Genomic DNA, 23778 nt, shown 5'->3' with positions numbered 1-23778 from the left:
TCATTTATCACGCCGAAAGCGGCATCGTTACCGATCCTGTCGAAGTCGTGACCCTGACTCCGGCCCTACCTGATCTTGAGGCGACCTTCCCGTCTCCGGCGGACCCGGGGTGCGGGGCTCAGCCGTGGTTGAGGTCGATGACGCAGAAGCGGTTGCCCTCGGTGTCGGCGAGGACGACGAAGTCCGGGTCGTCCGGATAGAGGTTCCAGTCGACCCGTTCGGCGCCGAGGGACACCAGCCGCTCGACCTCACCGGCCTGGTCTTCGGCGTAGAGGTCGAGGTGGACGCGCGGATGCTCCTGCACGGGCGTCTGGCTGAGGCCCAGCGCCAGCGCCAGCGCGAGGCCTGGGCCGCCGGCCGGCTCCAGCACGATCCAGCCGTCCTTCGTCTCGCTCTCGCGGGGGACGTAGCGCAGTGCCTGACTCCAGAAGTCGGCCGCCCGCCGTACGTCGGCGGCACCCAGCACGACCGTCCCGATGTTCAGCATGGGGCGATTGTGGCATATGTCGCCCTTCGCGCTGGAGATCGCTCCCGGAAGGTCAGGCCGGCAGGCCGAGGAAGGCGGCCTGGCAGCGCATGGAGTGGTCGAAGGCCGTGCCGGTGTCGAGGACCGTGTTGTTGAACTGGCCGAACAGCTCGAAGCTGAGCCAGCCGAACAGGCCCGTCCAGGCGATCAGGCTGCGGACGATCACGTCGTCGGGCACATCGGGGATGATCGCGCGCACGCGTGCGGCGTCCTCGCTGAACGGGGCCGGCACGGGCGGGCAGACGTCCGGGGGGTTCAGGGCTCCGGCCCGGTAGGCGTCGGAGATGATCCGGCCGTAGACGATGGTGTCGCGGACCGCCGCGGCGACGGTGTCCTGCGGCGCCTGGTAACCGGGCACGGGCGAGCCGTACAGCAGGGCGTACTCATGCGGATGGGCCAGCGCCCAGTCCCGTACGGCGTGGCAGACGGCCAGCCACCGGCCGGTGTGGTCCTCGGGCGGGCAGGCGGCGTCGGCGTGCTCCACGGCCTCGCCGACGGCGTTGTAGCCGTCGATGATCAGAGCGGTGAGCAGGTCGTCCCGGGAGGGGAAGTAGCGGTAGATCGCCGAGGAGACCATTCCCATCTCGCGGGCGACCGCGCGCAGGGAGAGGCCGCCCGCCCCCTCGGTGGCCAGGTGCCTGCGGGCGATGTCGGTGATCTCACGGGTCAGCTCGGCTCGGACCCGTTCCCGTGCTGTGCGGCTTGAACTCATGCCCGGAACCATATCAGAGCACTGAAAATAAAAAAGAGCACTGCTCTTGACGAGCTGCGCTCTTTCAAGAGAGCATTGCTCTCAGAACGGAACGCCACTCTGCAAGGAGCCCTCGATGCTGTCCCTCGCCAAGAACACCAACCTCCTCGTCATGTTCCTGCTGGAGCTGGGCGTTCTTGCCTCGGTCGGCTACTGGGGTTTCGTCGTCGGCCAGAACCTGCCGGTGAAGCTGCTCCTCGGGCTCGGCGGACCCGCCCTGTTCATCGCCGTGTGGGCGGTCTTCGGCGCGGCCAACGACGCCACGATCCCGCTCACCGGGGCAGCACGGGTCCTGCTGGAGGTCCTCTGGTTCGGTGGCGGCGCCATGGCGCTGGTCATGGCCGGCCGGCTCGCCCCGGGTCTCGTCTTCGCCGCCGTCTACGTCGTCAACGCCGCGCTGCGGCTGTTCTGGAACCAGTGAGAGCGCGGTTCCGGGGCCAGTGAGAGAAACCACGAGAGAAGGAGAACGGCCATGGGCAAGCACGTCATCGTCGGAGCCGGTCAGGTCGGCTCGCAGGTCGCCACGCTCCTCGCCGGGCAGGGCCACGAGGTCGTCCTCGTCAGCCGGTCCGGCTCCGGCCCCGGCGGCGTCGAGAAGGCGGCGGCGGACGCCTCCGACAGCGCGGCGCTGATCCGCCTCGCCAGGGGCGCCGACGCGCTCTACAACTGCGTCAACCCGCTCTACCACCGTTGGATGCGGGACTGGCCGCCGATCGCGGACTCGCTGCTGGCGTCCGCCGAAGCCACCGGCGCCGGATACGTCATCCTCGGCAACCTCTACGTCTACGGTCCCCCCGGCGGGCCGATGCGGGAGAGCGACCCGCTCCGGCCGACCAGCGAGAAGGCGGGGGTGCGGGTCCGGATGTGGCAGGACGCGCTGGCCGCGCACGAGGCCGGGCGGATCCGGGTGACCGAGGTGCGGGGGTCGGACTACTTCGGCCCCGGCTGCCTCGACCAGTCACATCTGGGGGAGCGGTTCGTCCCCCGCCTCCTGGCGGGCAAGCCCGTCCGTTTCGCCGGAGACCCGGCCCAGCCGCACAGCTGGACCTACGTGCCCGACGTGGCCCGCGCCCTGGTGACGGCCGCCACCGACGACCGGTCCTGGGGCCGGGCCTGGCACGTCCCGACCGCCCCCGCCATGTCGGCCCGCGAGGTCGCCGAGCGGCTGTGCGCGCTCGCCGGCGTCCCCGACCCCGGGGTCAAGGTCATGCCGCACTGGCTCATCCGCGCGGCGGGCACCGTCTCGCCCATGCTCGGCGAGCTGGAGCACGTCCGCTACCAGTTCGTCAGCCCCTTCGTCATCGACTCCACCGACTTCCGGTCCACCTTCGGCATGGCCCCGACCTCGATGGACGAGGCGCTGGCCGCGACGCTCGCGTGGTGGCGTGTCCGCCTGGCCGCGGCCGCGTAAGCCGTACGCTCTGAACATGAAGACCGCCATGATCGGCCTCGGGGACATCGCGGAGAAGGCATACCTGCCCGTCCTCTCCGCGCTGCCCGGCCTCGACCTCCACCTGTGCACCCGCGACCGCGCCACGCTCGACCGCCTGGGCGACGCCCACCGGATCGAGCGCCGCTTCACCTCGGTGGACGAGGTGCTCGACGCCGGGATCGAGGCGGCCTTCGTGCACGCCGCGACGAGCGCCCACGTGAAGATCGTCGAGCCGCTGCTCCGGGCGGGCGTCCACGTCTACCTGGACAAGCCGATCGCCTACACCCTGGCCGAATCCGAGCGTCTGGTACGGCTGGCACGCGAGATGGAGCGGTCGCTGCTCGTCGGCTTCAACCGCCGCCGGGCGCCCTCCTACGCGGCCCTGCTGGATCTGCCGCGCCACCTGGTGGTGATGCAGAAGAACCGCAGGGGGCTGCCGGAGGATCCGCGGACCGCGGTCTTCGACGACTTCGTCCACGTCGTCGACACGCTCAGGTTCCTGGTGCCCGGGGAGGTCGAGCACACCGGGATCCGGACCAGGGTCAGGGACGGCCTGCTGGAGCACGTGACGCTGGAGCTGTCCGGCGACGGCTTCACCGCATTCGGGATCATGAACCGGGTGGGCGGGGCGGCCGAGGAGACCGTGGAGGTCATGGGGGAGGACGTCAAGCGCCGGGTGGTCAACCTCGCCGAGGTGATCGACTACGCCGGGGCGGAGACGCTGACCCGGCGCGGCGACTGGACGCCGGTCTCCCGCCAGCGCGGCATCGAGCAGGTCTGCCTGGAGTTCCTGGACGCGGTCCGCTCCGGCGTCCCGGTCGGCGCGGAGGACGCCCTGGCCACCCACGCGATCTGCGAGGACATCGTCGCCGCCGCCACGCCGGCCCCTGATCCCCGGCATGCCGACGGCGACCTCCCCGTCTGAGGTGACCTCCGCCTGAGAGGCGACCGCGCCGTCCGGGCGGGGGCGCCCGCCCGGACGGCGCGGTCGCCGCCCGAGGGCGGCCTTCCCGTCCGGGCGGAGGTCTCTCCGCCGGAGCGGTGCCCTCACCGCCGCCGGACAGGGGAGTCCCGCGCCGTCGCACCCCGGCGGTACGGCGACGCGGGACGGTTCTCCGCCGTGGGAGCGCCGGCGTCAGCGCTGGTCCAGATACCGCCGGCCCAGGGCGCGCAGCCGCTCGTGGGCCGACTCGTAGACGCCGGACACGCCCAGGTAGGACTTGGGAACCTTGGCGAGCATCGTGTAGTTGGTGTCGCAGACGTTGCCGACCGGCGCCTCGCCGATCTGGCTGACCAGCTGGTAGGCGTCCAGGACGTCCAGGCCGGTGAGGTCGGCGGCCCAGGTGACCAGGTCGTGCTGGCTGATCCGGAAGGCGTCCTCCAGCGGGCGGGCCGAGCCGGTCGACATCAGATGGCCGTCGTCCTCCAGGCGCGGCCACGGGGTGCTCACCCCCTTGATCAGCTCCACCGCGACCACGGTGTTCATCGCCGCCTCGACGGCCGTGCCGCACACCTCGCCGTGTCCCTGGCGGGCGTGCCCGTCCCCCACCGCGAACAGCCCGCCCTCGACGTTGACCCCGAGGTAGACGGTCACCCCGGCGCGCAGCTCGGGGGTGTCCATGTTGCCGCCGTGGGCGTCCGGGGTGATGGTCATCCGGGCCTCGGAGGCGCCCGGCGCGACGCCGACCGTGCCGTGCATCGGGTCCAGCGGGAGCTCCACCGTGAAGTCGCCCTTGCGGGCGTGGTAGCGGGCCACGCCTTTCTCCACGTCGATGTCGTAGCGCCACACGACCTCCTCCAGCGGAGGGGTGAGCATGGCGGTGGCGTGCGTGCCGGTCAACGCGCCGAAGTGCGGGAACGTGGCGGACACCGCCCAGTCCCTGGCGGGCTCGATGGAGACGAAGTGCAGCGCGAGCGTGTCGCCGGGCTCGGCCCCCTCGACGTGGAAGGGACCGGTGACCGGGTTCAGGTAGGGGAAGTCGCAGACGCTCGACGGCAGGTCCTCGACCGAGCGCACCCGGCCGCCGAAGCAGTCCTCGGTGTACATCTCGACGATCGTGCCGGGCCTGATCCTGCCGATGGCGGGGCGCCCGCCGAAGGTGTAGCTCAGCTCCTCGGGAGCCGGCCTGTAGGAGACGACGTTCACCGCACACCCGCCCGGCTGAGGCCCGTCACCGAGTTGAGGAGGGCCGAGGTGAAGCCCTCCTCCACCTCAAGGAAGATTTCGAACATGTGCTCTGTCCTCGCGTGATCGAATGGATGGGGCGGGGGTGTGCGGCATGTCCCCGGCGTCGCCGGGACGCGGTCGCTACCGGGAACGGGGGGACTTCTCCGAGGTCTCGCCGCCCAGGGCGGCCAGCAGGGGGCGGCGGCCGTAGGCGTAGAAGGTGGCGAGCACGAGCACGCCGATGCCGAGCCAGATGAGCCCCAGGACCTGGGCCGCGATGTTGGCGTTGATCACCACGTAGATCAGGATCGCGAAGCCGATCACGGGGGCGATCAGGTGCCGCCACCAGTCGCGGCTGCCGTTCCGTATGACGTAGTGGACGACCACCGAGATGTGCAGCGCGAGGAAGGCGCTCATCGCACCGAAGTTGACCAGGCTGCTGATCAGCGGGATGCCGTCCTCGCGGGTGGTCAGGTAGAGCCCGACGGCCAGGGAGACGGCGGCCACCAGCAGGGTGGCGTTGACCGGCACCTTGTGCCTGGGGTGGACCTTGGCCAGGAAGGAGGGGAGCTGGCGGTCGCGGGCCATGGCGTACAGCAGGCGCGAGGTGGCGGCCTGGGCGACCAGGGAGTTGGCGAAACCCCAGGCGATGGCGGTGGCGACGGCGGTCAGCACGCTGAGCCAGTGGCCTCCGGCGAACTCGGCCATGTCGTAGAACGCGGTGCCCGCGGGGTCGCCCTTGGTCAGCAGCTCGGCCCGGTTGGGGGTGAGCAGCGCGCCCACCCAGGTCTGCACGATGAACAGCGCGCCCGCCAGGCCCAGCGCCGCGACCATCGACTTGCCGATCTTGCGGCTGTCGGCCTTGCTCTCCTCGGCCAGCATGGAGATGCCGTCGAAGCCGAGGAAGGACAGCACCGCCACGGAGACCGCGCCGAAGACCAGCGGCCAGGAGAACGTCTGGGAGTCGAACAGCGGGGTCAGCGCGCCGGCCTGCGCCTTGCCCATGGCCAGCGCGCCCAGGCCGATGACGAGGAAGATCGCCAGCACGATGAGCTCGCCGATCAGCATGATCTTGGTGATCCGCGCGGTCATCTGGATGCCCGCGTAGTTGACGACCGTGTTGAGGATCACGAACACGATCAGCCATCCCCAGATCGGGATGACGGGCAGGAACGAGGCCATCGCCGCGCTCGCGATGAGGTAGAGCAGCGCCGGCACCAGCACGTAGTCGAGCAGGATCACCCATCCGGCCAGGAAGCCGACGGTGCCGGTGATGCCCCGGCCCGCGTAGGTGTAGACCGAGCCGGCCATCGGGAAGGCCTTGGCCATCTGCGCGTAGGACAGCGCGGTGAAGGCCATGGCGACCATGCCGATGACGTAGGCGAGCGCGACCATGCCGCCGGAGGCCTGGAAGACCCCGCCGAAGATGCCGAACGGCGCGATCGGGACCATGAAGATCAGACCGTAGACGAGCAGGTCGGTGAAGCTCAGGGACCTTCGGAGTTCCTGCTGGTAGCCGAATTGCTCCAGGGAGGGCTCAGTGGTCATGGACGGCTCCTAGAAGATGGGGGCAGTCGCAACGATAGGACTTTTCCTTGAAAATGAAAAGATTTCAGACGGAAGCTTCTAGTGGACGATGTCGAAGTCGAGGCCGTCTGCCCGGCCGATGTGCGCGCGCCTCCGTACTCCCCGGTCCTGAAGCGTCAGCCGTCCCCGCGCGGTGACGATGGAGGTGCCGTCGGCGATCGCGTCCACCGCGGGCACGGCGAGCGTCCCGGCGCGCGAGCCGAGCGCGGCGAGCATCAGCACCGCCTCGTAGCACCCCTGCCCGTGCCCGTTGAGCAGCGGCGCACCGGCGCCGAACCGGCGGATGTAGCGCTCGCCGAGGCTCAGGCTGTCGTCGGTGACCAGGCTCGCGAAATAGCCCATCGCCCCGTAGAGCTCACCGGTCGCGTCGCCGCCGATGCCGAGCAGGCCGTGCTCCTCCAGTGCCCCGCACAGGCGCGCCCACGACAGTCCCGCAGCGGTGAAGGCCCGGTTGAAGGTGACCAGGTCGCTGCCGATCAGGCTGAGCAGCACGGCGTCGGGCCGGCTGGCGGCCAGCCGCTCCAGGAGCGGGGCGAAGTCGCGCACGCCGTACGGCACGAACCGCTCGCCGACGATCGTGACGTTGCGGGCGGTGAGGTGGCGGCGGGCCGCGTCGTGGACCAGGTGCGGCCAGACGTAGTCGTTGCCGAGCAGAAACCACCTGCGGGCACGGCGCCGGTCGATCAGCCAGTCGAGTCCGGGCCTGAGCTGGCGGCCGGGGGTCTCACCCAGGAAGTAGACCCCGGGCGAGTGGCCGCCCCCCTCGTACGGCGGGGCGTAGACGAACGGCACCCGCCCGGCCAGGGCGCGGACCACCGCGATCCGCACGTCGCTGCCGTGGGTGCCGACCACCGCGTCGATCGCACCGCTGCCCGCCAGGTCGCCGACCTCGGCGGCCACCTGCGCCGCGGGTCTCCCGCCGTCGATCAGAACCAGTTCGACCGGCCTGCCGAGCACCCCGCCCGCGAGGTTGACCTCGTCGGCCGCGAGAATGGCACAGTTGATCGCGCACGGCCCCACCAGGCCGAGGACTCCGGAAACCGGCACCACAAGCCCGACGCGCAGGGCGCCGCTCCGGATGAGCTCGGCTTCCAGAGGTTCTATAACCGGTGTGATGGCTTCTGCCACGTTGACGAGTATCCTCCTAAAAGGAGGGTCTTGGCAGGCCCGTTACTTAGCCGGGATACAGACGGGAGCTTCACATGGTGACGACCGGACTGGGATCCTCGCTCGCCTACCTGCTCAGCCGAGCCGAGCGCAGTGTCAACCGCGGCCTCGCCGCGGCGGTGACCGCCGAGGACGTCACGGTCGAGCAGTGGCGTATCCTGCGCGCCCTGGCCGACGGCCGGGGCCACTCGATGGGTGACCTGGCCGAGGCCGTGCTGATGCCGCACCCGACGCTGACCAAGGCGATCGACCGGCTCATCGACCGCTCGCTCGTCTACCGGGGACACGATCCGGCCGACCGCCGCAAGGTCGCCGTCTTCCTCGCCGACCGTGGCGCCGAACTGCTCGCCCGGGTGGAGGGCGGGGTGGCCGGTCACCACCGGGTGATCGAGGCCGCCTACGGCACCGAGCGCACCGAGCAGCTCATGCGCGACCTGGAAGGGCTGGTCAGAGCCCTGGACGAGCCCTCCCGGCCCCTTGAGCGGAACCTGAACGGCCCCGTCCGTTCGTAACTGTCCCGCTCAGTCGAGCGGGACATACGATGGCGGCCCGGTCTCCGGACGGAGGCCGGGCCTTCTCCGTCAGGGGTAGAGGCCCCGCATCCGGTGGGCCTCGGCGACCCTGCCCACGCCGATGACGTGGGCGGCCTGGCGCAGGCTGAGCCCGCGTTCGGCGGACATCGCCGCGACCGCGTCGAAGGACTCCTCCATGAGGTCGCGGAGCCTGGTGTCGACCTCCTGCGCGCTCCAGGAGCAGGCCTGCAGGTTCTGCACCCATTCGAGGTAGGAGACGATCACGCCGCCCGCGTTGGCCAGGATGTCCGGCACCACGGTGATCCCGGCGTCGGCCAGGATCCGGTCCGCCTCCGGGGTGGTGGGGCCGTTGGCGCCCTCCACGATCAGGCGGGCCTTGATCCTGGACGCGTTCTCCGCGGTGATCGCGCCCTCCAGCGCGGCGGGGACGAGCACGTCCACGTCGAGTTCCAGCAGGTCCTCGTGGGACAGGGCGTCGGCGTGGCGGTAGCCGTACACGCCGCCCGTCTCCTCCACCCACGCCCGCAGGTCCTCCACGTCCAGGCCGGAGTGGTTGACCACCGCCCCGGTGGCGTCGGAGACCCCGACCACGCGGCAGCCGGCGTCGGCGAGGTAGCGCGCGGCCGGCGCGCCGACCTTGCCGAAGCCCTGGACCGCGACGGTGCGGCCCTCGGGAGAGCCGGACATGGCCTTGAGCGTGGCGATCTGCACGCCGCGGGAGGTGGCTCCGGCCCGGCCCAGGGAGCCGCCGAGGGTCATCGGCTTGCCGGTCACCACGCCGGGCACGGGGTAGCCCGCGTTCACCGAGTAGGTGTCCATGATCCAGGCCATGGTCTGCTCGTCGGTGCCGACGTCCGGGGCGGGGATGTCCTTGTCCGGGCCGATGATCGGCAGGATCTCGTTGACGTAGCGGCGGGTGACCCGTTCGAGCTCCCGCGTGGTCAGCGTGGCCGGATCCACCGACACGCCGCCCTTGGCGCCGCCGTACGGGATGCCGACCAGCGCGCACTTCCAGGTCATCCACATGGCCAGCGCGGTGACCTCGTGGATGTCGGTGGAGGGATGGAAGCGGATGCCGCCCTTGGCGGGGCCGCGGGTGGTGTTGTGCTGGACCCGGAAGCCCTGCACGACGTCCATCCGGCCGTCCTCGCGGCGGACGGGCACCGAGACGGTGAGCGAGCGGCGGGGGGTGGCCAGCATCGTGCGCAGGCCGTCGTCCAGATGGAGCCGGTCGGCTGCCTGGTCGAGCTGGAGCAGCGCGGAGTCGAGGGCCTGACGGCCGGGGCTGACGAGGGTGGCGGTTGCCGGCGTCATTGACGGCACCATAACGGTCATGAAGGAGAGCCTCCATACGGTGAGCGGAGCGCCGTTGCTCTGCTCAGGGCTGTTTGTGATGATCACACTAGTTGTGCGGTTTTTACCTGCCAACCTAGGCATATTGTGTTCTTATGACCGAATTTTGTGCGTTTCCTCACTTGCGGCTGAACTGTTGTTATTGATCAGACCGGTTGGGCACGGTGAGGGCAACGCGCCAATATGGCAGGCTCCTGCCTGGACGCCTGCCGTTCTGTAGTGCTGAGGGGATGAACGTGCCGGAACTTGTGGTCGGGCCGCTGCTGCGTTATGTGAATGAGACCGGCGCGTCGGTGTGGGTGGAGACCAGCGAGCCGTGCGAGGTGACGGTGGAGGTCGGGCAGGCGCGTTCGCGGGCGCTGACGTTCACCGTGCACGGCCACCACTACGCGATCGTGGACGTCGGCGCCGAGGGAGCCTACGAGGTCCGGCTCTCGGGGGAGACCGTGTGGCCGCTGCCGGACCAGCCGCCCAGCCGCATCCGCTTCCTCGGCCCCGACGGGCCCAGGCGGGTGATGTTCGGCTCCTGCCGGACCAGCGTGCCGCACGACACGATGCACGTCATCTCGCACGGGGTGGACGTCCTGCGCGCCTACGGCTGCAGCCTGATGGAGACCCCCGAGGAGGAGTGGCCCGACCTGCTGCTCCTGCTCGGCGACCAGGTCTACGCCGACGAGCCGTCCGTCGAGATGCTGGAGTTCATCAAGAACCGCAGGGACGGCGAGCCGGTGGGTGAGATCGCCGACTTCGAGGAGTACGCCGAGCTGTACCGGCAGGCCTGGACCGACCCGGAGATCCGCTGGGTCCTCTCGACGGTGCCCAGTGCGATGATCTTCGACGACCACGACCTGCGCGACGACTTCAACACCTCCGCCTCATGGCGCGAGCAGATGGCCAAGGTCTCGTGGTGGCCGCGCCGGGTGGTCTCCGGTCTCGGGGCCTACTGGATCTACCAGCACCTGGGCAACATGTCGCCGCGGGAGCGCGAGTCGGACGAGCTGCTCAGCAAGCTGTGCGCGGCGGAGGGCGACGGGGCCGAACTGCTCGACGCGTTCGCCGAGCACGCCTACGACGTCCCCGCCGACAACCGGTGGAGCTACTCCCGCGACCTCGGCGGCACCCGCCTGATCATGCTCGACTCCCGCTGCGCCCGGCAGCTCACCCCGGGGGACCGGCGCATGATCGACCCGGTGGAGTGGGAGTGGCTCACCGAGGAGCTCCGCAGGGGCGGCGTCGAGCGCTTCGTCATCGGCACGTCGGTGCCGTTCCTGCTCCCGGCCGGCATCCACCACATCCAGAACTGGAACGAGGCCCTGGCCCAGGGGGCCTGGGGCAAGAGGGTGGCCCGCTGGTCGGAGGCCCTCCGCCAGGCCGTCGACCTGGAGCACTGGGCGGCCTTCCGCCGCTCCTTCGAGGACCTGTCCACGCTGCTGGCCGAGACCGGCAAGCCCGTGGTCGTGCTCTCCGGCGACGTGCACTACTCCTACGTGGCCAAGGCCGAGGGGCTGCCCATCTACCAGCTCGTCTGCTCCCCGATCCGCAACCCGCTGAGCCGTACGCTCCGCCTGGCCAACATCGTCGCCCAGTTCGGTCTCGCCACCCTGATCGGCGGGTGGCTGTCCCGTCTGGCCAGGATCCCCAAGCCCCCGTTCACGTGGCGGATCGTCCACGGCCCCTGGTTCTCCAATGCGGTGGCCACGCTCTCCCTGGGCGCCGACCCCCTGTCCGTCCGCTGGGACACCGCCACCGGCACCGAGCTGTCGGAGGTCACCACGGTGGAGCTGGCCGGTCACGGATGACCGGGGCGGACCGGTCCGGTACGGCCCGCGCCGGAGGGCGCGAGCCGTACGGGAGGGGTCACTTCGCGAACTCCGCGAGGGTGTCGGCGAGCTGGTCGACGGCCCACAGGAGGTCTTCCTCGGAGACCACGATCGGCGGGGCGAGCCGGATGGTCGAGCCGTGGGTGTCCTTGGCCAGGACACCGCGGCGCATCAGTGCCTTGGAGATCTCGCGTCCGGTGGCAAGGGAGGGGTCGATGTCGACGCCCGCCCACAGGCCGCGGCCGCGCACGGTCACCACACCCCGGCCGATCAGGCCGCGCAGCCGCTCGTGCAGCACCGCCCCGAGCTCCTTGGCCCGCGCCTGGTACTCGCCGGTGTTGAGGATCTCGATGACCGCGTTGGCCACCGCGCAGGCGAGCGGGTTGCCGCCGAAGGTGGAGCCGTGCTGGCCCGGCTTGATCACGCCGAGTACGTCCTCGTTGGCGGTGATCGCCGAGACCGGTACGACGCCGCCGCCCAGGGCCTTGCCCAGCACGTAGATGTCGGGGACGACCCCCTCGTGGTCGCAGGCGAAGGTGTCACCGGTACGGCCGAGGCCGGACTGGATCTCGTCGGCGATCATCAGGATGTTCTCGGCGGTGCAGAGCTCGCGGACCTGCGTGAGGTAGCCGTCCGGCGGGACCAGCACGCCGGCCTCGCCCTGGATGGGCTCCAGCAGCACCGCGACGGTGTTGGCGTCGACGGCCTCGCGGATCGCCTCGACCGAGCCGTACTTCACGACTGTGAAGCCCGGGGTGTAGGGGCCGAAGCCGTCGTGGGCGTCCGGGTCGGTGGAGAAGCTGATGATCGTGGTGGTGCGGCCGTGGAAGTTGTCCTCCATCACGATGATGTTGGCCTGCTCCGGCGCCACGCCCTTGACCTCGTAGCCCCACTTGCGGGCCACCTTGATCGCGGTCTCCACGGCCTCGGCGCCGGTGTTCATCGGCAGGACCATGTCCTTGCCGGTGAGGTCGCCCAGCCCGGCGGCGAAGGCGGCGAACTGGTCGTGGAAGAAGGCGCGGCTGGTCAGAGTGAGCTTGGCGAGCTGCTCCTGCGCCGCTCCGACGATCTTCGGGTTACCGTGACCGAAGTTCAGCGAGGAGTATCCGGACAGGCAGTCCAGGAACCGCTTGCCCTCCACGTCGGTGACCCAGGCGCCCTGCGCCTCGTGGATCACGATGGGGAGCGGGTGGTAGTTGTGCGCGCTCCGGCGCTCGCTGAGCTCGATGAACGTCTCTGTGCTGGTCATCCGATATTCGCCGTTCCCTGTTCTTGGCCGTTCTACCTGTGTTTATCCCCGGATTTCGAGCGTGCAGCACTTGGGACCGCCGCCCGCTTTGCGCAGCTCCGACAGTTCGACCGGGATGACCTCGAAGCCGTGGCGCTTGAGCTCCAGCTGAAGGTTGGCCGCCTCGGCGTTGATCACCACACGGGTGCCGTCGCTGACCGCGTTGAGGCCCAGTACGGTCGCATCGTCCTCGTCCGCGATGACGGCGTCGGGGAACAGGCTCTCCAGCACTTCCTGGCTCCCCGCCGAGAAGGCCCCTGGGAAGTATGCCACGTTATGTCCGTTTAGTGGGAACAGTGCGGTGTCCAGGTGGTAGAAGCGCGGGTCCACCAGCTGCAGCGTCACCACCGGGCGGCCGAGGAACTCCTGGGCCTCCTTGTGCGCGGTGATGTCGGTGCGGAACCCCGTCCCGGCCAGCACCACGTGGTCGAGCGTCAGGAAGTCACCCTCGCCCTCGTTGGTGAACGCCGCCTCGTGCACCCGGTCGTAGCCGTTGTCGGTGAACCACTTCAGGTAGGCGGGCCCCTCGGCGGCCCGCTCCCGGTGCGTGAACCGCGCGCCGTACACCCGGCCGCCGACCACCAGCGCGCCGTTGGCGGCGAAGACCATGTCCGGCAGGCCCTCCACCGGGTCGATCAGGCTGACCCGGTGACCGAGCTCCTCGTAGGCGCTCTTGAGTCCCTCCCACTGCCGGATCGCCACCTCGCGGTCCGCGCCGGCCTCGGGATCCATCCACGGGTTGATCGCGTACTCGACCGCGAAATAGTCAGGCCGACACATGAGGTAGTGCCTCGTCATGGAGAACCCCGTAAAGGACGTTGTGGTGGGAACGGCAACAGCCTAGGAACGGGGTTCGCGCGGGCCAAGAGTCCGATCATGCGTGTTGGCGCAGGTCCCTTGCGTGCTTCAGGCGACGAACGTCGATCCGTTGCGTGAGGTGATCAGCGGGGTCTCGATCAGCCGGGAGAGCACGATGGAGCTCTTGGTGCGCACCACGAACGGCTCGGCGGCGATGCGCTCGATCACCTGCTCCACGTGGCGGACGTCGGTGGCCCTGATGTGCAGCAACGCGTCGGCCTCCCCGGTGATGGTGCACGCCGATATCACCTCGGGAAGCCGGGCGACGGCCACCCCGATCGCCGACGGTGAGGTCTTGCCGACGCAGAACAGCTCCACATACGCCTCGGTGGTCCAGCCGAGCGCCGTGGGATCCACCCGCGCGGTGAACCCGGTGATCGCCCCCGTCTCGCGCAGGCGGTCCACCCGGCGTTTCACCGCCGACGCCGACAGGCCCACCCTCTGCCCGATCTCCGCGTAGGTGCTGCGGGCGTCCTCGACGAGCGCCCCGATGATGTCACGATCCAGCCGGTCCAGTTCCACGCTGTTTTGTAACACAACAGCGCGCGCCGTTCCGCCACGCGTCGGTCCGCGCCGCCGTGCGAGGAGCCGGGGATCGAGGGGAGCGGGCGCGCCGCAATCCCGGGAACGCGCGGGTCAGAGTGCGGTGAGGGGCTCGGGGAACGGGTGGGGCGGGGCCCCGTGAGGAAATCCGGGAACGGGTGGGCCCAGGCCCCGTGGAACGGGACGCGCCGGGCCTCCGGGAACGGGCGGGGCGGTGCGGGGCTCCGTGGAACGGGACACGCCGGGTCCCCGGGAACGGCGGAGGGCCGCGACGGACTGTCGCGGCCCTCCGTGTGTCTGCGCAGGTACGGCGCCCCGGGGTGGGGGCGGCCCCTCAGGCGGGCTCGGCCTCGCCCGTGGCCTGCTCCATGGCCTCCTCGGGAGAGGCCTCCAGGTCGTCGCCGGCCTGGGCCAGCGCCGACTCCTTGTCCAGGCGGACCCAGCTCGTCACGCTCTCGACGGCGAACAGCACGCCCAGGTAGAGCGTGAGCGCGGCCAGCACCCAGGTCAGCACGCCGAGCGCGGCGCCGGCGCCGAGCAGCAGGAGCCGGAGCTCCCAGCCCAGCCCCGCCTTGAACACCCAGTCGGGCGGCCAGATGCTCTGCCGGGTCCGGTACACCGTGTCGTAGGTGTGGTAGCCGACCACGTAGAGCAGCACGAACAGCAGCCACTTGGGCGCCTCGGCCGCCAGGCCGACCAGGATGATCGTGAGGAACTCGGCGGCCCGGATCAGCGGCGGGGCCAGCCAGTCGAGCTTGCCCAGGTGGTCGCGGGCCGCGGTCGGCAGCACCAGGAGCACCATGACCACGGCCGGGACCAGCAGGACCGGGCCGTCGTCCAGCATCCCGGTCACCGCCATCGCGATGATCGCGAGTAGCGCGACGAGCGTGGCCGGCACCGGGGGCAGCCCCGGTCCCATCTTGTCGCGTAGCGCCGTCACCAGCGGACCGTCGTCGCGGTAGGCGAGCAGACGCGCGGTCTGCACGCGCAGCCGTTCCTCGTAGGGGTCCGGAGCGGGGGTGGTCTGCGGCTGGGTGATCATGCGAGCGACCTCATCAGACGTCCGGTGAGCGAGTAGGCGGTGGCGATGCCGCCCCAGATGATCAGCGTGATGAAGGTGACCCGGGCGTCGAAGAAGGCGCTGACGATGGCGATGGCGGCGAAGCGCTCACCGATCGGGAAAACGATCATCTTGCGGGCCCAGTGCACGGCCCGGTTCCTGCCTGCCTTGCTCCACATCTTCAGCAGCCCGCGGATCCCGCCGCTGCGCGCGACCTTGCGCTGCTCCAGCGCCGCCCGGAGGTCGGTGTCGGCGCTGATCGCCAGCGACACCGAGGGCAGCGGCGACGGGGGCTTGCGCCGGTTGGCCGCGCCGAAGGAGAAGTCCAGCAGGTGCTTGATGGACTGCATGCCGAGCGCGGCCAGCGCCAGCGTCCACACGTCGCCCACGCCGGAGACGGCCGCGCCGACCGCCAGGCCGGCGAAGACCACGTATTCCTTGAACCGGTCGAAGGTGGCGTCCAGCCACGCGCCGAGCACGCCGAACTTGCGGGCGTAGCGCGCGACCTGCCCGTCCACGCAGTCGAAGACGAAGGCGAAGTAGATCAGGATGCCGCCGGCGACCATCCCGGGCCGCGCGCCGGTGGCGAAGCACGCCGCCGCCGCCACGCCCAGGGCGATGGAGATCAACGTGACCTGGTTGGGCGTGAGCCCGCGCCGGGCCGCCCAGCGGGCGATGAAGCGCGAGTAGGTGCTGACGAAGTAGGTGGTGAAGAAACCGTCGGCACCCTTGACCGCGTTGTTCAGCCGGGCCTTGTCCTCGTTGAACGTGGACATCTCGGCCACTGCCTCGTCGGCCTGCTCCCGGGTGTTCAGCCGGCGGAAGAACAGGTCGCGGCGGCCCCGGGTGCCGACCGAGACGCCCCGCCGTACCAGGCCGAGGACCAGGAGCTGGAGCAGGTCGTCCTCGGGGCCGAGCAGGTGGGCCATGTCGGCCAGCTCGCGGGCGGCCTCGGCCAGCGTGACCGCGTGCTTGTGGTGCAGGTGCAGCGGGCCGAGCAGGACGGAGTTGGGCCGGGTCACCGCGTGGTAGGCCGAGCCGACCGAGATCACCCGGGACTTGCTGGCGCGGACCCGGACCGGGAGACCCTCCAGCGTGCGGTCGCCGATCTCCGGTTGCGCCTCGTCGATCGGGACGTCGGGGACGATCGTGTCGCCGTTCTCGTCCTCCTCGCGCGGCTCCTTGGTGATCAGCGCGAGCGCTCCGCGCTTCGACTTGGTGATCTGGTAGATCAGCTCGTCGTGGATCAGCGAGTTGGCGGGCAGGATGAGCAGGTTCTCGGTGGCGTGCTCGACCGCGTCCGCGACGGCGCGCAGGTCGCCGGCCAGGTCGGAGGTCTCGACGAGCCGGCCGGGGAAACCCCGGTAGGCCGACGCGTCGCCGGAGCGGGCGATCGTCACCGGTGCGGGGTCGAGCGAGGCGAGCTGACCGTGCAGCTTGCCGATCACAGTGGGGCAGCCGGGGAGCGCGGGCAGAGTCAGCGCGGCGGACGGCGTCGACTGGCCGGAAGCGGCATCGGGGCCGGGCGATGAGCCCAGCAGGACCACGCGGGGCATGGCACCCTTTCGTGCGGGGGCGGGGTGAAACGTGGCGCGGGGAGTTCGCCAGAGGCCAAAGTTTAGTGAGTTTTGGATGAACAACATGCACCCGTGATCCATCTGTGCCACTTGATCATGGTTGAAGCCGTGCCACACGGGGCATCCCACTAGACTGACCAGGTGAGTCTGTACCGTGACGACGGCATCGTGCTGCGCACCCACAAGCTGGGCGAGGCCGATCGCATCGTCACAGTCCTGACCAGGCGCACCGGAAAGATCAGGGGGGTCGCCAAGGGGGTCAGGCGGACCATGTCGCGTTTCGGCGCCCGGCTGGAGCCGTTCACCCACGTGGATCTCCAGCTCCACACCGGCCGCACGCTCGATATGATCACCCAGGCCGAGACGATCCGCCCGTACGGCGAGGCGCTCGTCACCGACTATCCGCGCTACACCGCGGGCAGCGCGATGCTCGAGACCGCCGACCGGCTGACCCTGGGGGAGAAGGAGCCCGCGCTCCGCCAGTTCCTGCTGCTCGTCGGCGGCCTGCGCACGCTCGGCTCGGGGGAGCACGAGCCCCGGCTGGTCCTCGACGCCTACTTCCTGCGCTCGCTGGCCGTCGCCGGCTACGCCCCCGCCCTGGAGTCCTGCGCCCGTTGCAAGGCTCCCGCGGTGCGGGCGTTCGCCATCGTGGCGGGGGGCGTGGTGTGCGGGGGCTGCCGTCCGGCGGGCGCCGCCGTGCCCGCCGGGGAGACCCTCGCGCTGATGGTCGCGCTGCTGAAAGGCGACTGGCTCACCGCCGACGCCTCCGAGGGCCGGCACCGCGCCGAGTGCAGCGGGCTGGTCGCCGCATATCTCCAATGGCACCTGGAGCACGGCATACGCTCTCTCCGACACGTAGAAAGGGAGCCCGCCACGTGAACGTCCGTCCCCCAGCCCCTCACCCCACCGGGGTCACCCCGCCCCCCATCCCGCGCGCTCGCGTGCCCCGGCATGTGGCGATCGTGATGGACGGCAACGGCCGGTGGGCCAAACAGCGCGGCCTGCCGCGCACCGAGGGCCACAAGGCGGGCGAGGCGTCGCTCTTCGACGTCATCGAGGGCGCGATCGAGCTCGGCATCCCCTACCTGTCGGCCTACGCCTTCTCCACCGAGAACTGGAAGCGCTCCCCCGACGAGGTCCGCTTCCTGATGGGGTTCAACCGCGACGTCATCCGCCGCCGCCGGGACGATCTCCACGCCATGGGCGTGCGGGTCCGCTGGGCCGGCCGTCCCGGCCGGTTGTGGAAGAGCGTCATCCAGGAGCTGCAGGACGCGGAGAGGATGACCGAGCGCAACTCCACGCTGACCCTGCAGTTCTGCGTCAACTACGGCGGCCGTGCCGAGATCGTGGACGCGGCGCTGCGCCTGGCGCAGGACATCGCCGCCGGGCGGGTCAGGCCGGGCCGGGTGAAGGAGGAGACCTTCGCCCGCTACCTGGACGAGCCGGAGATCCCGGACGTCGACCTGTTCCTGCGCTCCTCGGGTGAGCAGCGCACCTCCAACTTCCTGATCTGGCAGACGGCCTACGCCGAGATGGTCTTCCTCAACCGCCTGTGGCCCGACTTCGACCGCCGGGACCTGTGGGAGGCCTGCGAGACCTACGCCAAGCGCGACAGGCGGTACGGCGGAGCCCTGCCGAACGCGGTTACCGAATAACGTCACGTTCCGTGTGAAGCCGACCCGCGGTGGTCGGCGGAGGGTGACCTCAGGCGCGGCGGCGGGCCCGGTAGGCCGCGACGTGCATGCGGTTCCCGCAAGTACGGCTGTCGCAGTAGACCCGGGAGCGGTTGCGCGACTCGTCCACGAAGACGTGGCCGCAGTCGGGCGCCGAGCAGGTGCGCAGGCGCTCCCACTCGCCCTCGACGAGCAGGTGGGCCAGCGCGACGCCCAGGTCGGCCGACAGGTGCTCGCCGAGGGAGGCGCCGGGGGCGAAGTAGTGGACGTGCAGGGCGTGGCCGTCGTGCTCGGTCAGGCGCGGGGTGATGCGGGTGCCGCTCAGCAGCGTGTTCAGCCGGATGACCGCGGTGGCCTGGTCGGGGGCGGTGAAGACCTTGTGGAAGGCCTCGCGCAGGGCGCGCACCTGGCCCAGGTCCGCCTCGCCGAGCTCGCCGACGCCGCTGACCTGCCGGTTCTCCACGAATTCAGTCAGTTGCTCCAGGTCGGTCAGCTTGTCTTCGCCGCCGGTGGAGGGCGAGGTGTTGACGAGATCGACCACAGTGGCGAGCGAGTACACCATGTCATGTCCAAATGGCATGTTGCCTCCTGTTGAATGCGGTTCTAACGTGGGGGGGCGCGTACGGCGGCTCGCCGTCTCGGAAGCGTATCTCTCCGGCGCGTGTTCGGGGGCCCGTCGTGACCGCACGCCGCCGCACCGTCCTGGCCGCCGTGACCGGAGCGGCGGTCATCGCGACGTCGGCCACGCTCGTCCGCCTGTCGGGTGAGCCCGCCACGGTCTCGGCGCTGTTCCGGTGCGCCTACGCGCTGCCGTTCCTGGCGGTTCTCGCCTGCTGGGAGGGCCGCCGGCTCGGTCCGATGGCGGTACGGCGGCGCGCGCTCGCCTGGCTCGCGGGCCTGATCTTCGGTCTGGACCTGCTGCTGTGGCACCACAGCATCGACTATGTCGGCGCGGGCCTGGCCACCGTGCTGGGCAACCTGCAGGTGTTCGTGGTCGCGTTCGCGGCCTGGGCCCTGCTGCGCGAGCGGCCCTCCACCCGGCTCCTGGTCGCCGCCCCCGTCGTGTTCGCGGGCGTGGTGCTGATCTCCGGCCTGTTCGACGCCGCGGCCTACGGCTCCGACCCCCGTCTCGGCGTGATCCTCGGCGTGGCCACCGCACCGGCCTACGCGGCCTTCATGCTGATCCTGCGCGGCTGCTCGGAGGAGGGCCGCCGGAGCGCCGGGCCGCTGGCCCACGCGGTCGCGTCCGCCACGGTGCTGATCGCTCTGGCCGGCCCCTGGCAGGGCGCCGCAGGCCTCACCCCGCACTGGCCCTCGCACGGCTGGCTGCTGCTGCTCGCGCTCGGGCCCCAGGTGCTCGGCTGGGTGCTGATCACCTACGCGCTGCCCCGCCAGCCCGCCGCCCTCACCGCGCTGCTCCTGCTCATCCAGCCCGCGGGGACGCTCGCGCTGTCCGCGCTGGTGCTGGGGGAGCGCCCGTCGGCGGTCCAGCTCGCCGGGTGCGCGGTGATCGCCCTCGGCGTCCTGTACGGCTCCCGCCCGGAGCGGCGCCCGCCGGCTCCTCCGCCCCGAGCCCTCGACGGCGGGGCGGGCCACGCCGGCCGCCCGCGCTCTCAGGCCCGGCTCGGCACCCCCGCGGGCTTGACGGCGGCCGAGGAGCAGGAGGCGCAGGTGCCGAAGACCTCGACCGTGTGAGTGATCTCGGTGAAGCCGTGCTCGGAGCCGACCGCCTCGGCCCAGCGCTCCACCGCGGGCCCGGCCACCTCCACGGTCCGCCCGCAGCGGCGGCAGACCAGGTGGTGGTGGTGATCGCCGCTGGCGCACGCGCGGTAGACCGACTCCCCGTCGTCGGTCCGGAGCGTGTCGACATGGCCGCTGTCGGCGAGTGCCTGGAGCGCCCGGTAGACCGTGGTCAGTCCGATCTTGGCGCCTTCCGCCCGCATCTCGGCGTAGACGTCCTGCGCGCTGCGGAAGCCCTCGCTCTGGCGGAGGATTTCATGGACGGCATCACGTCTGTTGCTCATGGGCTGGACTCCTGTGGTCGGCTTCGGCGTACGAATCTACCGAGCCCGAGGGCCAGGACGAACCCTGCGAGGGCCACGATCACAATGATGGCGCCCGGCGGGACCTCGATGTAGAACGAGGAGGTCAGCCCGCCCACCGTGGAGATCATCCCGAAAAGCATGGAGAGCGCCATCGTGCTCCGGAAACCCCGGGTGAGCTGCTGGCTGGTCGCGACCGGGACCACCATCAGCGCGCTGACCAGCAGCAGCCCCACCACGCGCATGGCGATGACCACGGTCAGCGCGGCGGTGACGGCGATCAGCAGGCTCAGGAAGCGGACCGGCAGGCCACTGGCCCTGGCGACCTCCTCGTCCTGGCAGAGCACGTAGAGCTCGCGTCCGAAGAAGGCCACCATGCCGAGCACGGCGGCCGCCAGCAGGCCGATCACCCACACGTCCTGGGTGCTGACGCTGCTGATCGAGCCGAACAGGTAGGACATCAGGGTGGCGTTGCTGCCGCCCGGGGCCAGCGAGATGAGCAGCACGCCTCCGGCGATGCCGCCGTAGAACAGCAGCGCGAGCGCCACGTCGCCGCTGGTCCTGCCGCGCGCGTGGACCAGCTCGATCGCCACGGCGCCGAGCACCGAGACGGCCACCGCGGTCAGCACGGGGGCGGTGCCGGTCAGGAAGCCGAGCGCCACGCCGGTCAGCGCGACGTGCCCGATGCCGTCGCCCAGCAGCGCCAGACGGCGCTGCACGATGAACGTGCCGATCGCCGGGGCGGCCAGACCGACCAGGAGGGCGGCGATCAGCGCCCGCTGCATGAAGTCGAACTGCAGAAGGTCGATCACGATGTGGGTCTCCAGTCGAGCGGGCTCGCGGGCTTCTCCTCGGCGTGCGGATGCACGTGGTCGTGGCCGGGCAGCGCGTGCGCGCCGACGGCATGGGGCGGCGGGCCGTCGTGGCAGACGAATCCGTCCCTGAGCACCACCGCGCGGGTGATGAGCGGCTCCAGGGGGCCGAGCTCGTGGGCCACCAGCAGGACCGTCTTGCCCTGGTCGACGAGCGTGGACAGGGTGTCGGCCAGGAGTTGCTGGCTCTGGGCGTCCACGCCCGCCGTGGGCTCGTCCATGACGAAGGTGTCGGGCTCCCCGGCGAGGGCGCGGGCGATCAGCACCCGCTGCTGCTGCCCGCCGGACAGGGCCTGGACCGGGTCCGCGGCGCGGCGGGCCATGCCGACGGTCTCCAGCGCCCTGTCGGTCGCCTCGCGGTCGGCCGGGCTGGTCGGGCGGAGCCGTCGCTGCCTGGCGATCCTGCCCGAGGCGACGACCTCGCGGATCGTCGTCGGCACGCCGCCGCCCACCGACAGCCGCTGGGGCACGTAGCCGATCCGCCACCACTCGCGGAAGCGGGCGGGCGGCGCGCCGTACAGGAGGGTCGAGCCGCCGGACAGCGGCGTCAGGCCGAGCAGGGCGCGGATGAGGGTGGATTTGCCCGACCCGTTTGCGCCGAGCACGGCCACGACCTCACCGGGTTTGACGGTCAGGTCGATGCCGCGGAGCACCGGACGGCGGTCCAGGCTGACCTGGCCGCCGCTCATGGTGAAAACTGCCTGGTTGGATGTCACGTGTTGCCTTTACGAGCAGCTGAGTGCCGCCTGAAGTGCGGTGAGGTTCTGGCGCATGGCGGACAGGTAGTCGCCGCTCGCCGGCTGGCTCTCGACCGGGTCCAGGACCGCGGTCTTGGCGCCGACCTCCTGAGCGAGGACCTCGGCGACCTTGGGGCTGACGAGGGTCTCGGTGAAAATCGTAGTCACTTTCTCCTGCTTGGACACTTTCGCCACTTCGGCCAGCCGGGCGGGGGAGGGTTCGGCGTCCGGGTCGAGGCCGCTGATCCCGATCTGGCGGAGCTTGTAGCGGTCGGCGAGGTAGCCGAACGCGCCGTGGCTGGTGACGATGGCGGTGGAGGCGCACTTGCTCAGCCCCCGCGCCAGCTCGCCGTCCAAGGCGCCGAGGTCGGCGGCGGTCTTGGCGGCGCGGTCCCGGTAGCCCTGCGCGTGCGCCGGGTCGGCGGCGGCGAGCTTCTCGCCGAGCAGGGTCGCGACGGTCGCGAAGCGGGACGGGTCGAGCCAGAGGTGCGGGTCGTAGGCGACCTCGTGGCCGTGCTCCTCCTCGCCCGCGTGCTCCTCCTCGCCGGCGGCCGCCGGGAGGGTCTTGACCGCCGCCGCCGCGTCGAATCCCCGGTCGGCGGCGTGCTGCTCGACCGCCTCGTCCACGGCGGGCTGCACGCCCTTGATGTAGGCGACCAGGCCGGTCTTCTCCAGCCCGGCCACCTGGATCGGCGTCAGCTCCAGGTCGTGCGGCTCGACGCCGGGCTTGGTCAGGCCCGTGACGGAGACGTCGGGGCCGCCCACCCGCTCGGCCAGCCACTGCAGCGGATACATGGCGGCGGTGACATCGGTCCTGCCTCCCTGCGCGCCGCCCGGCCGGGCGGAGTCGGCTGAGCCGGAACCGCAGGCGACGGTGGTGGCGAGAACGGTCGTGATAGCAAGCAGACCCGCGCCACGCATACGCATACGTCGGGAAAAGTCGGACACCATGTCCACTAGTATGCGTGCAAATGAAAACGGTTGTCAAAACCGTCTCAGAAGGCTCCGAACCGGTCGGCCGCCAGGAGCAGCAGGAAGGTGAGGAGGGCGACGCGCAGGATGCGGCCCCGGACGCCGAGCGAGGGCCACGACATGTAGGCGAGCCAGCCGACGAACCCGATCACCGGCAGCACCGCGAGGCCGCCCCAGAAGGACGGTACGGCGAAGCCGACCAGGAGCAGGACCACGAGCGCCACCGGGGCGATCCAGCGGGGAAGCTGGAACAGGAAGACGAGCGGGGCCGCGCTGCGTCTCTCCACCTCCTTGCGCAGACCGGTCGCCCCCGGGGTGAAGAACTGCTCACCGGGCGGGAGCGGACGCTGTCTGCGCTGCTGAGGACGCTGCCGGGCCAGAGGGTGTGCGGGGCGCTCGCTGCGTTTGTCGGCCACGGCCCGAGCCTAACGCCGGGACACCGGGAGCGGGGGGAACGGCGGGCTCTGACATGCTGTGCGGATGCTTGCTCTCATCCGTTACTCGGTGCCCTCCGGCCAGACCGAGGAGTTCCTGGCCCAGGCGCATGACATCGTCGACACCCTGGCCGGGCAGCCCGGCTACGTGCGCGGCCGCGTGACCCGGTCGGTGGACGAGCCGGAGCTGTGGGCGCTGGTCAGCGAGTGGGAGGGGGCGGGGTTCTACCGGCGCGCGCTGGGGGCCGCGCGGATGGCGATGTATCCGCTGATGACGCTGATGATCAATGAGCCGAGCGCCTTCGAGGACGTGGACCGCATCTGACCGGCTCTCCCCGGAGTGGACCGCTCCCGCGCGGCCTCCGCGGGGAGGGGCGGCGCGATGG

At 70.9% G+C, this 23778-nt stretch carries 26 protein-coding genes; 9 read left to right on the top strand and 17 right to left on the bottom strand.

Going from position 1 to position 23778, the window contains the following annotated elements; genetic code table 11:
• Positions 1-118 precede the first annotated feature (118 nt).
• Both BM085_RS17230 and BM085_RS17225 read right to left on the bottom strand, forming a co-directional pair.
• Complete coding sequence (locus BM085_RS17230; RefSeq protein WP_093887980.1) at positions 119-487, bottom strand: VOC family protein; 369 nt, start codon at positions 485-487, stop codon at positions 119-121.
• 52 nt (positions 488-539) lie between these two features.
• Positions 540-1238: a TetR/AcrR family transcriptional regulator gene (locus BM085_RS17225; RefSeq protein ID WP_177245141.1), complete on the bottom strand. Its 699-nt coding sequence runs from the start codon at positions 1236-1238 to the stop codon at positions 540-542.
• A gap of 115 nt (positions 1239-1353) precedes the next feature.
• Between BM085_RS17225 and BM085_RS17220 the strand changes: the two genes are divergently transcribed.
• The 3 genes from BM085_RS17220 to BM085_RS17210 are packed head-to-tail and all read left to right on the top strand — an operon-like array spanning position 1354 to position 3634.
• Entirely contained in the window at positions 1354-1698 is a 345-nt protein-coding gene (locus tag BM085_RS17220) for a YrdB family protein (protein ID WP_093887978.1), read from the top strand.
• A gap of 51 nt (positions 1699-1749) precedes the next feature.
• Positions 1750-2688, top strand: a complete 939-nt coding sequence (locus tag BM085_RS17215) for an NAD-dependent epimerase/dehydratase family protein (protein ID WP_093887977.1) — start codon at positions 1750-1752, stop codon at positions 2686-2688.
• Between the two features lie 16 nt (positions 2689-2704).
• Entirely contained in the window at positions 2705-3634 is a 930-nt protein-coding gene (locus BM085_RS17210; RefSeq protein WP_093888082.1) for a Gfo/Idh/MocA family protein, read from the top strand.
• Between the two features lie 210 nt (positions 3635-3844).
• Here BM085_RS17210 and BM085_RS17205 read toward each other — a convergent pair whose 3' ends face one another.
• The 3 genes from BM085_RS17205 to BM085_RS17195 form a co-directional block, all read right to left on the bottom strand.
• The gene (locus tag BM085_RS17205) at positions 3845-4855 is read right to left on the bottom strand and encodes an acetamidase/formamidase family protein (RefSeq protein ID WP_093887976.1); all 1011 of its coding nucleotides are present in this window, start codon (positions 4853-4855) and stop codon (positions 3845-3847) included.
• Positions 4856-5017: 162 nt separating this feature from the next.
• A complete protein-coding gene (locus BM085_RS17200) occupies positions 5018-6424 on the bottom strand; it encodes an APC family permease (protein WP_093887975.1) in 1407 nt (468 codons plus the stop codon).
• Between the two features lie 78 nt (positions 6425-6502).
• Positions 6503-7591 (bottom strand): substrate-binding domain-containing protein, encoded by a 1089-nt coding sequence (locus tag BM085_RS17195; RefSeq protein WP_093887974.1) that lies wholly within the window; start codon positions 7589-7591, stop codon positions 6503-6505.
• A gap of 74 nt (positions 7592-7665) precedes the next feature.
• On the opposite strand from BM085_RS17195, the gene BM085_RS17190 reads away from it, so the two are divergent.
• Entirely contained in the window at positions 7666-8142 is a 477-nt protein-coding gene (locus tag BM085_RS17190) for a MarR family winged helix-turn-helix transcriptional regulator (protein ID WP_031163913.1), read from the top strand.
• Positions 8143-8211: 69 nt separating this feature from the next.
• On the opposite strand, the gene BM085_RS17185 is transcribed toward BM085_RS17190, so the two are convergent.
• Positions 8212-9477: a Glu/Leu/Phe/Val family dehydrogenase gene (locus tag BM085_RS17185; protein WP_093887973.1), complete on the bottom strand. Its 1266-nt coding sequence runs from the start codon at positions 9475-9477 to the stop codon at positions 8212-8214.
• 275 nt (positions 9478-9752) lie between these two features.
• Between BM085_RS17185 and BM085_RS17180 the strand changes: the two genes are divergently transcribed.
• Positions 9753-11315, top strand: coding sequence for an alkaline phosphatase D family protein (locus BM085_RS17180; protein ID WP_093888081.1), 1563 nt, complete (start codon positions 9753-9755; stop codon positions 11313-11315).
• Positions 11316-11373: 58 nt separating this feature from the next.
• Here the strand turns inward: BM085_RS17180 and rocD are convergent, their stop codons facing one another.
• The 5 genes from rocD to BM085_RS46815 all read right to left on the bottom strand — a co-directional run bounded on the left by rocD (position 11374) and on the right by BM085_RS46815 (position 16641).
• Positions 11374-12585: an ornithine--oxo-acid transaminase gene (gene rocD, locus BM085_RS17175; RefSeq protein WP_093887972.1), complete on the bottom strand. Its 1212-nt coding sequence runs from the start codon at positions 12583-12585 to the stop codon at positions 11374-11376.
• Positions 12586-12627: 42 nt separating this feature from the next.
• The gene (gene ddaH, locus BM085_RS17170; protein WP_093887971.1) at positions 12628-13422 is read right to left on the bottom strand and encodes a dimethylargininase; all 795 of its coding nucleotides are present in this window, start codon (positions 13420-13422) and stop codon (positions 12628-12630) included.
• Positions 13423-13530: 108 nt separating this feature from the next.
• Positions 13531-14004, bottom strand: coding sequence for an Lrp/AsnC family transcriptional regulator (locus BM085_RS17165; protein WP_093887970.1), 474 nt, complete (start codon positions 14002-14004; stop codon positions 13531-13533).
• 355 nt (positions 14005-14359) lie between these two features.
• Entirely contained in the window at positions 14360-15067 is a 708-nt protein-coding gene (locus tag BM085_RS46820; protein WP_093887969.1) for a DUF5941 domain-containing protein, read from the bottom strand.
• Positions 15064-16641 (bottom strand): CDP-alcohol phosphatidyltransferase family protein, encoded by a 1578-nt coding sequence (locus BM085_RS46815; protein WP_093887968.1) that lies wholly within the window; start codon positions 16639-16641, stop codon positions 15064-15066. Before BM085_RS46815 ends, BM085_RS46820 begins: the two co-directional genes overlap by 4 nt.
• 162 nt (positions 16642-16803) lie before the next feature.
• Between BM085_RS46815 and recO the strand changes: the two genes are divergently transcribed.
• Together recO and BM085_RS17145 are read left to right on the top strand one after the other, a co-directional pair.
• Positions 16804-17541 (top strand): DNA repair protein RecO, encoded by a 738-nt coding sequence (gene recO / locus BM085_RS17150; protein WP_093887967.1) that lies wholly within the window; start codon positions 16804-16806, stop codon positions 17539-17541.
• Positions 17538-18317, top strand: a complete 780-nt coding sequence (locus BM085_RS17145) for an isoprenyl transferase (protein WP_093887966.1) — start codon at positions 17538-17540, stop codon at positions 18315-18317. The genes recO and BM085_RS17145 overlap by 4 nt, the downstream gene beginning before the upstream one ends.
• Before the next feature lie 49 nt (positions 18318-18366).
• Here the strand turns inward: BM085_RS17145 and BM085_RS17140 are convergent, their stop codons facing one another.
• Positions 18367-18915, bottom strand: coding sequence for a CGNR zinc finger domain-containing protein (locus tag BM085_RS17140; protein ID WP_093887965.1), 549 nt, complete (start codon positions 18913-18915; stop codon positions 18367-18369).
• Between the two features lie 98 nt (positions 18916-19013).
• Between BM085_RS17140 and BM085_RS17135 the strand changes: the two genes are divergently transcribed.
• Positions 19014-20030, top strand: coding sequence for a DMT family transporter (locus BM085_RS17135; RefSeq protein WP_093887964.1), 1017 nt, complete (start codon positions 19014-19016; stop codon positions 20028-20030).
• Here the strand turns inward: BM085_RS17135 and BM085_RS17130 are convergent.
• From BM085_RS17130 to BM085_RS17110, 5 genes are all read right to left on the bottom strand, one after another.
• Positions 19949-20359 carry a Fur family transcriptional regulator gene (locus BM085_RS17130; protein WP_031163892.1) on the bottom strand — a complete coding sequence of 137 codons (411 nt, stop codon included), beginning with the start codon at positions 20357-20359 and terminating at the stop codon, positions 19949-19951. The genes BM085_RS17135 and BM085_RS17130 overlap by 82 nt on opposite strands.
• Entirely contained in the window at positions 20356-21189 is an 834-nt protein-coding gene (locus BM085_RS17125; RefSeq protein ID WP_093887963.1) for a metal ABC transporter permease, read from the bottom strand. The genes BM085_RS17130 and BM085_RS17125 overlap by 4 nt, the downstream gene beginning before the upstream one ends.
• Entirely contained in the window at positions 21186-21965 is a 780-nt protein-coding gene (locus BM085_RS17120) for a metal ABC transporter ATP-binding protein (protein ID WP_386434921.1), read from the bottom strand. Before BM085_RS17120 ends, BM085_RS17125 begins: the two co-directional genes overlap by 4 nt.
• Positions 21966-21974: 9 nt before the next feature.
• A complete protein-coding gene (locus BM085_RS17115; protein ID WP_245789367.1) occupies positions 21975-22907 on the bottom strand; it encodes a metal ABC transporter substrate-binding protein in 933 nt (310 codons plus the stop codon).
• Between the two features lie 74 nt (positions 22908-22981).
• A complete protein-coding gene (locus BM085_RS17110) occupies positions 22982-23374 on the bottom strand; it encodes a DUF6703 family protein (RefSeq protein ID WP_031163885.1) in 393 nt (130 codons plus the stop codon).
• Positions 23375-23438: 64 nt separating this feature from the next.
• On the opposite strand from BM085_RS17110, the gene BM085_RS17105 reads away from it, so the two are divergent.
• Complete coding sequence (locus tag BM085_RS17105; protein WP_031163883.1) at positions 23439-23717, top strand: antibiotic biosynthesis monooxygenase family protein; 279 nt, start codon at positions 23439-23441, stop codon at positions 23715-23717.
• Positions 23718-23778: the final 61 nt, after the last annotated feature.

This window comes from Streptosporangium canum (assembly GCF_900113865.1).
Classification (GTDB): domain Bacteria; phylum Actinomycetota; class Actinomycetes; order Streptosporangiales; family Streptosporangiaceae; genus Streptosporangium; species Streptosporangium canum.
The sequence above is the reverse complement of the archived record's forward strand: the minus strand, read 5'-3'. Positions and strand labels throughout refer to the sequence as shown.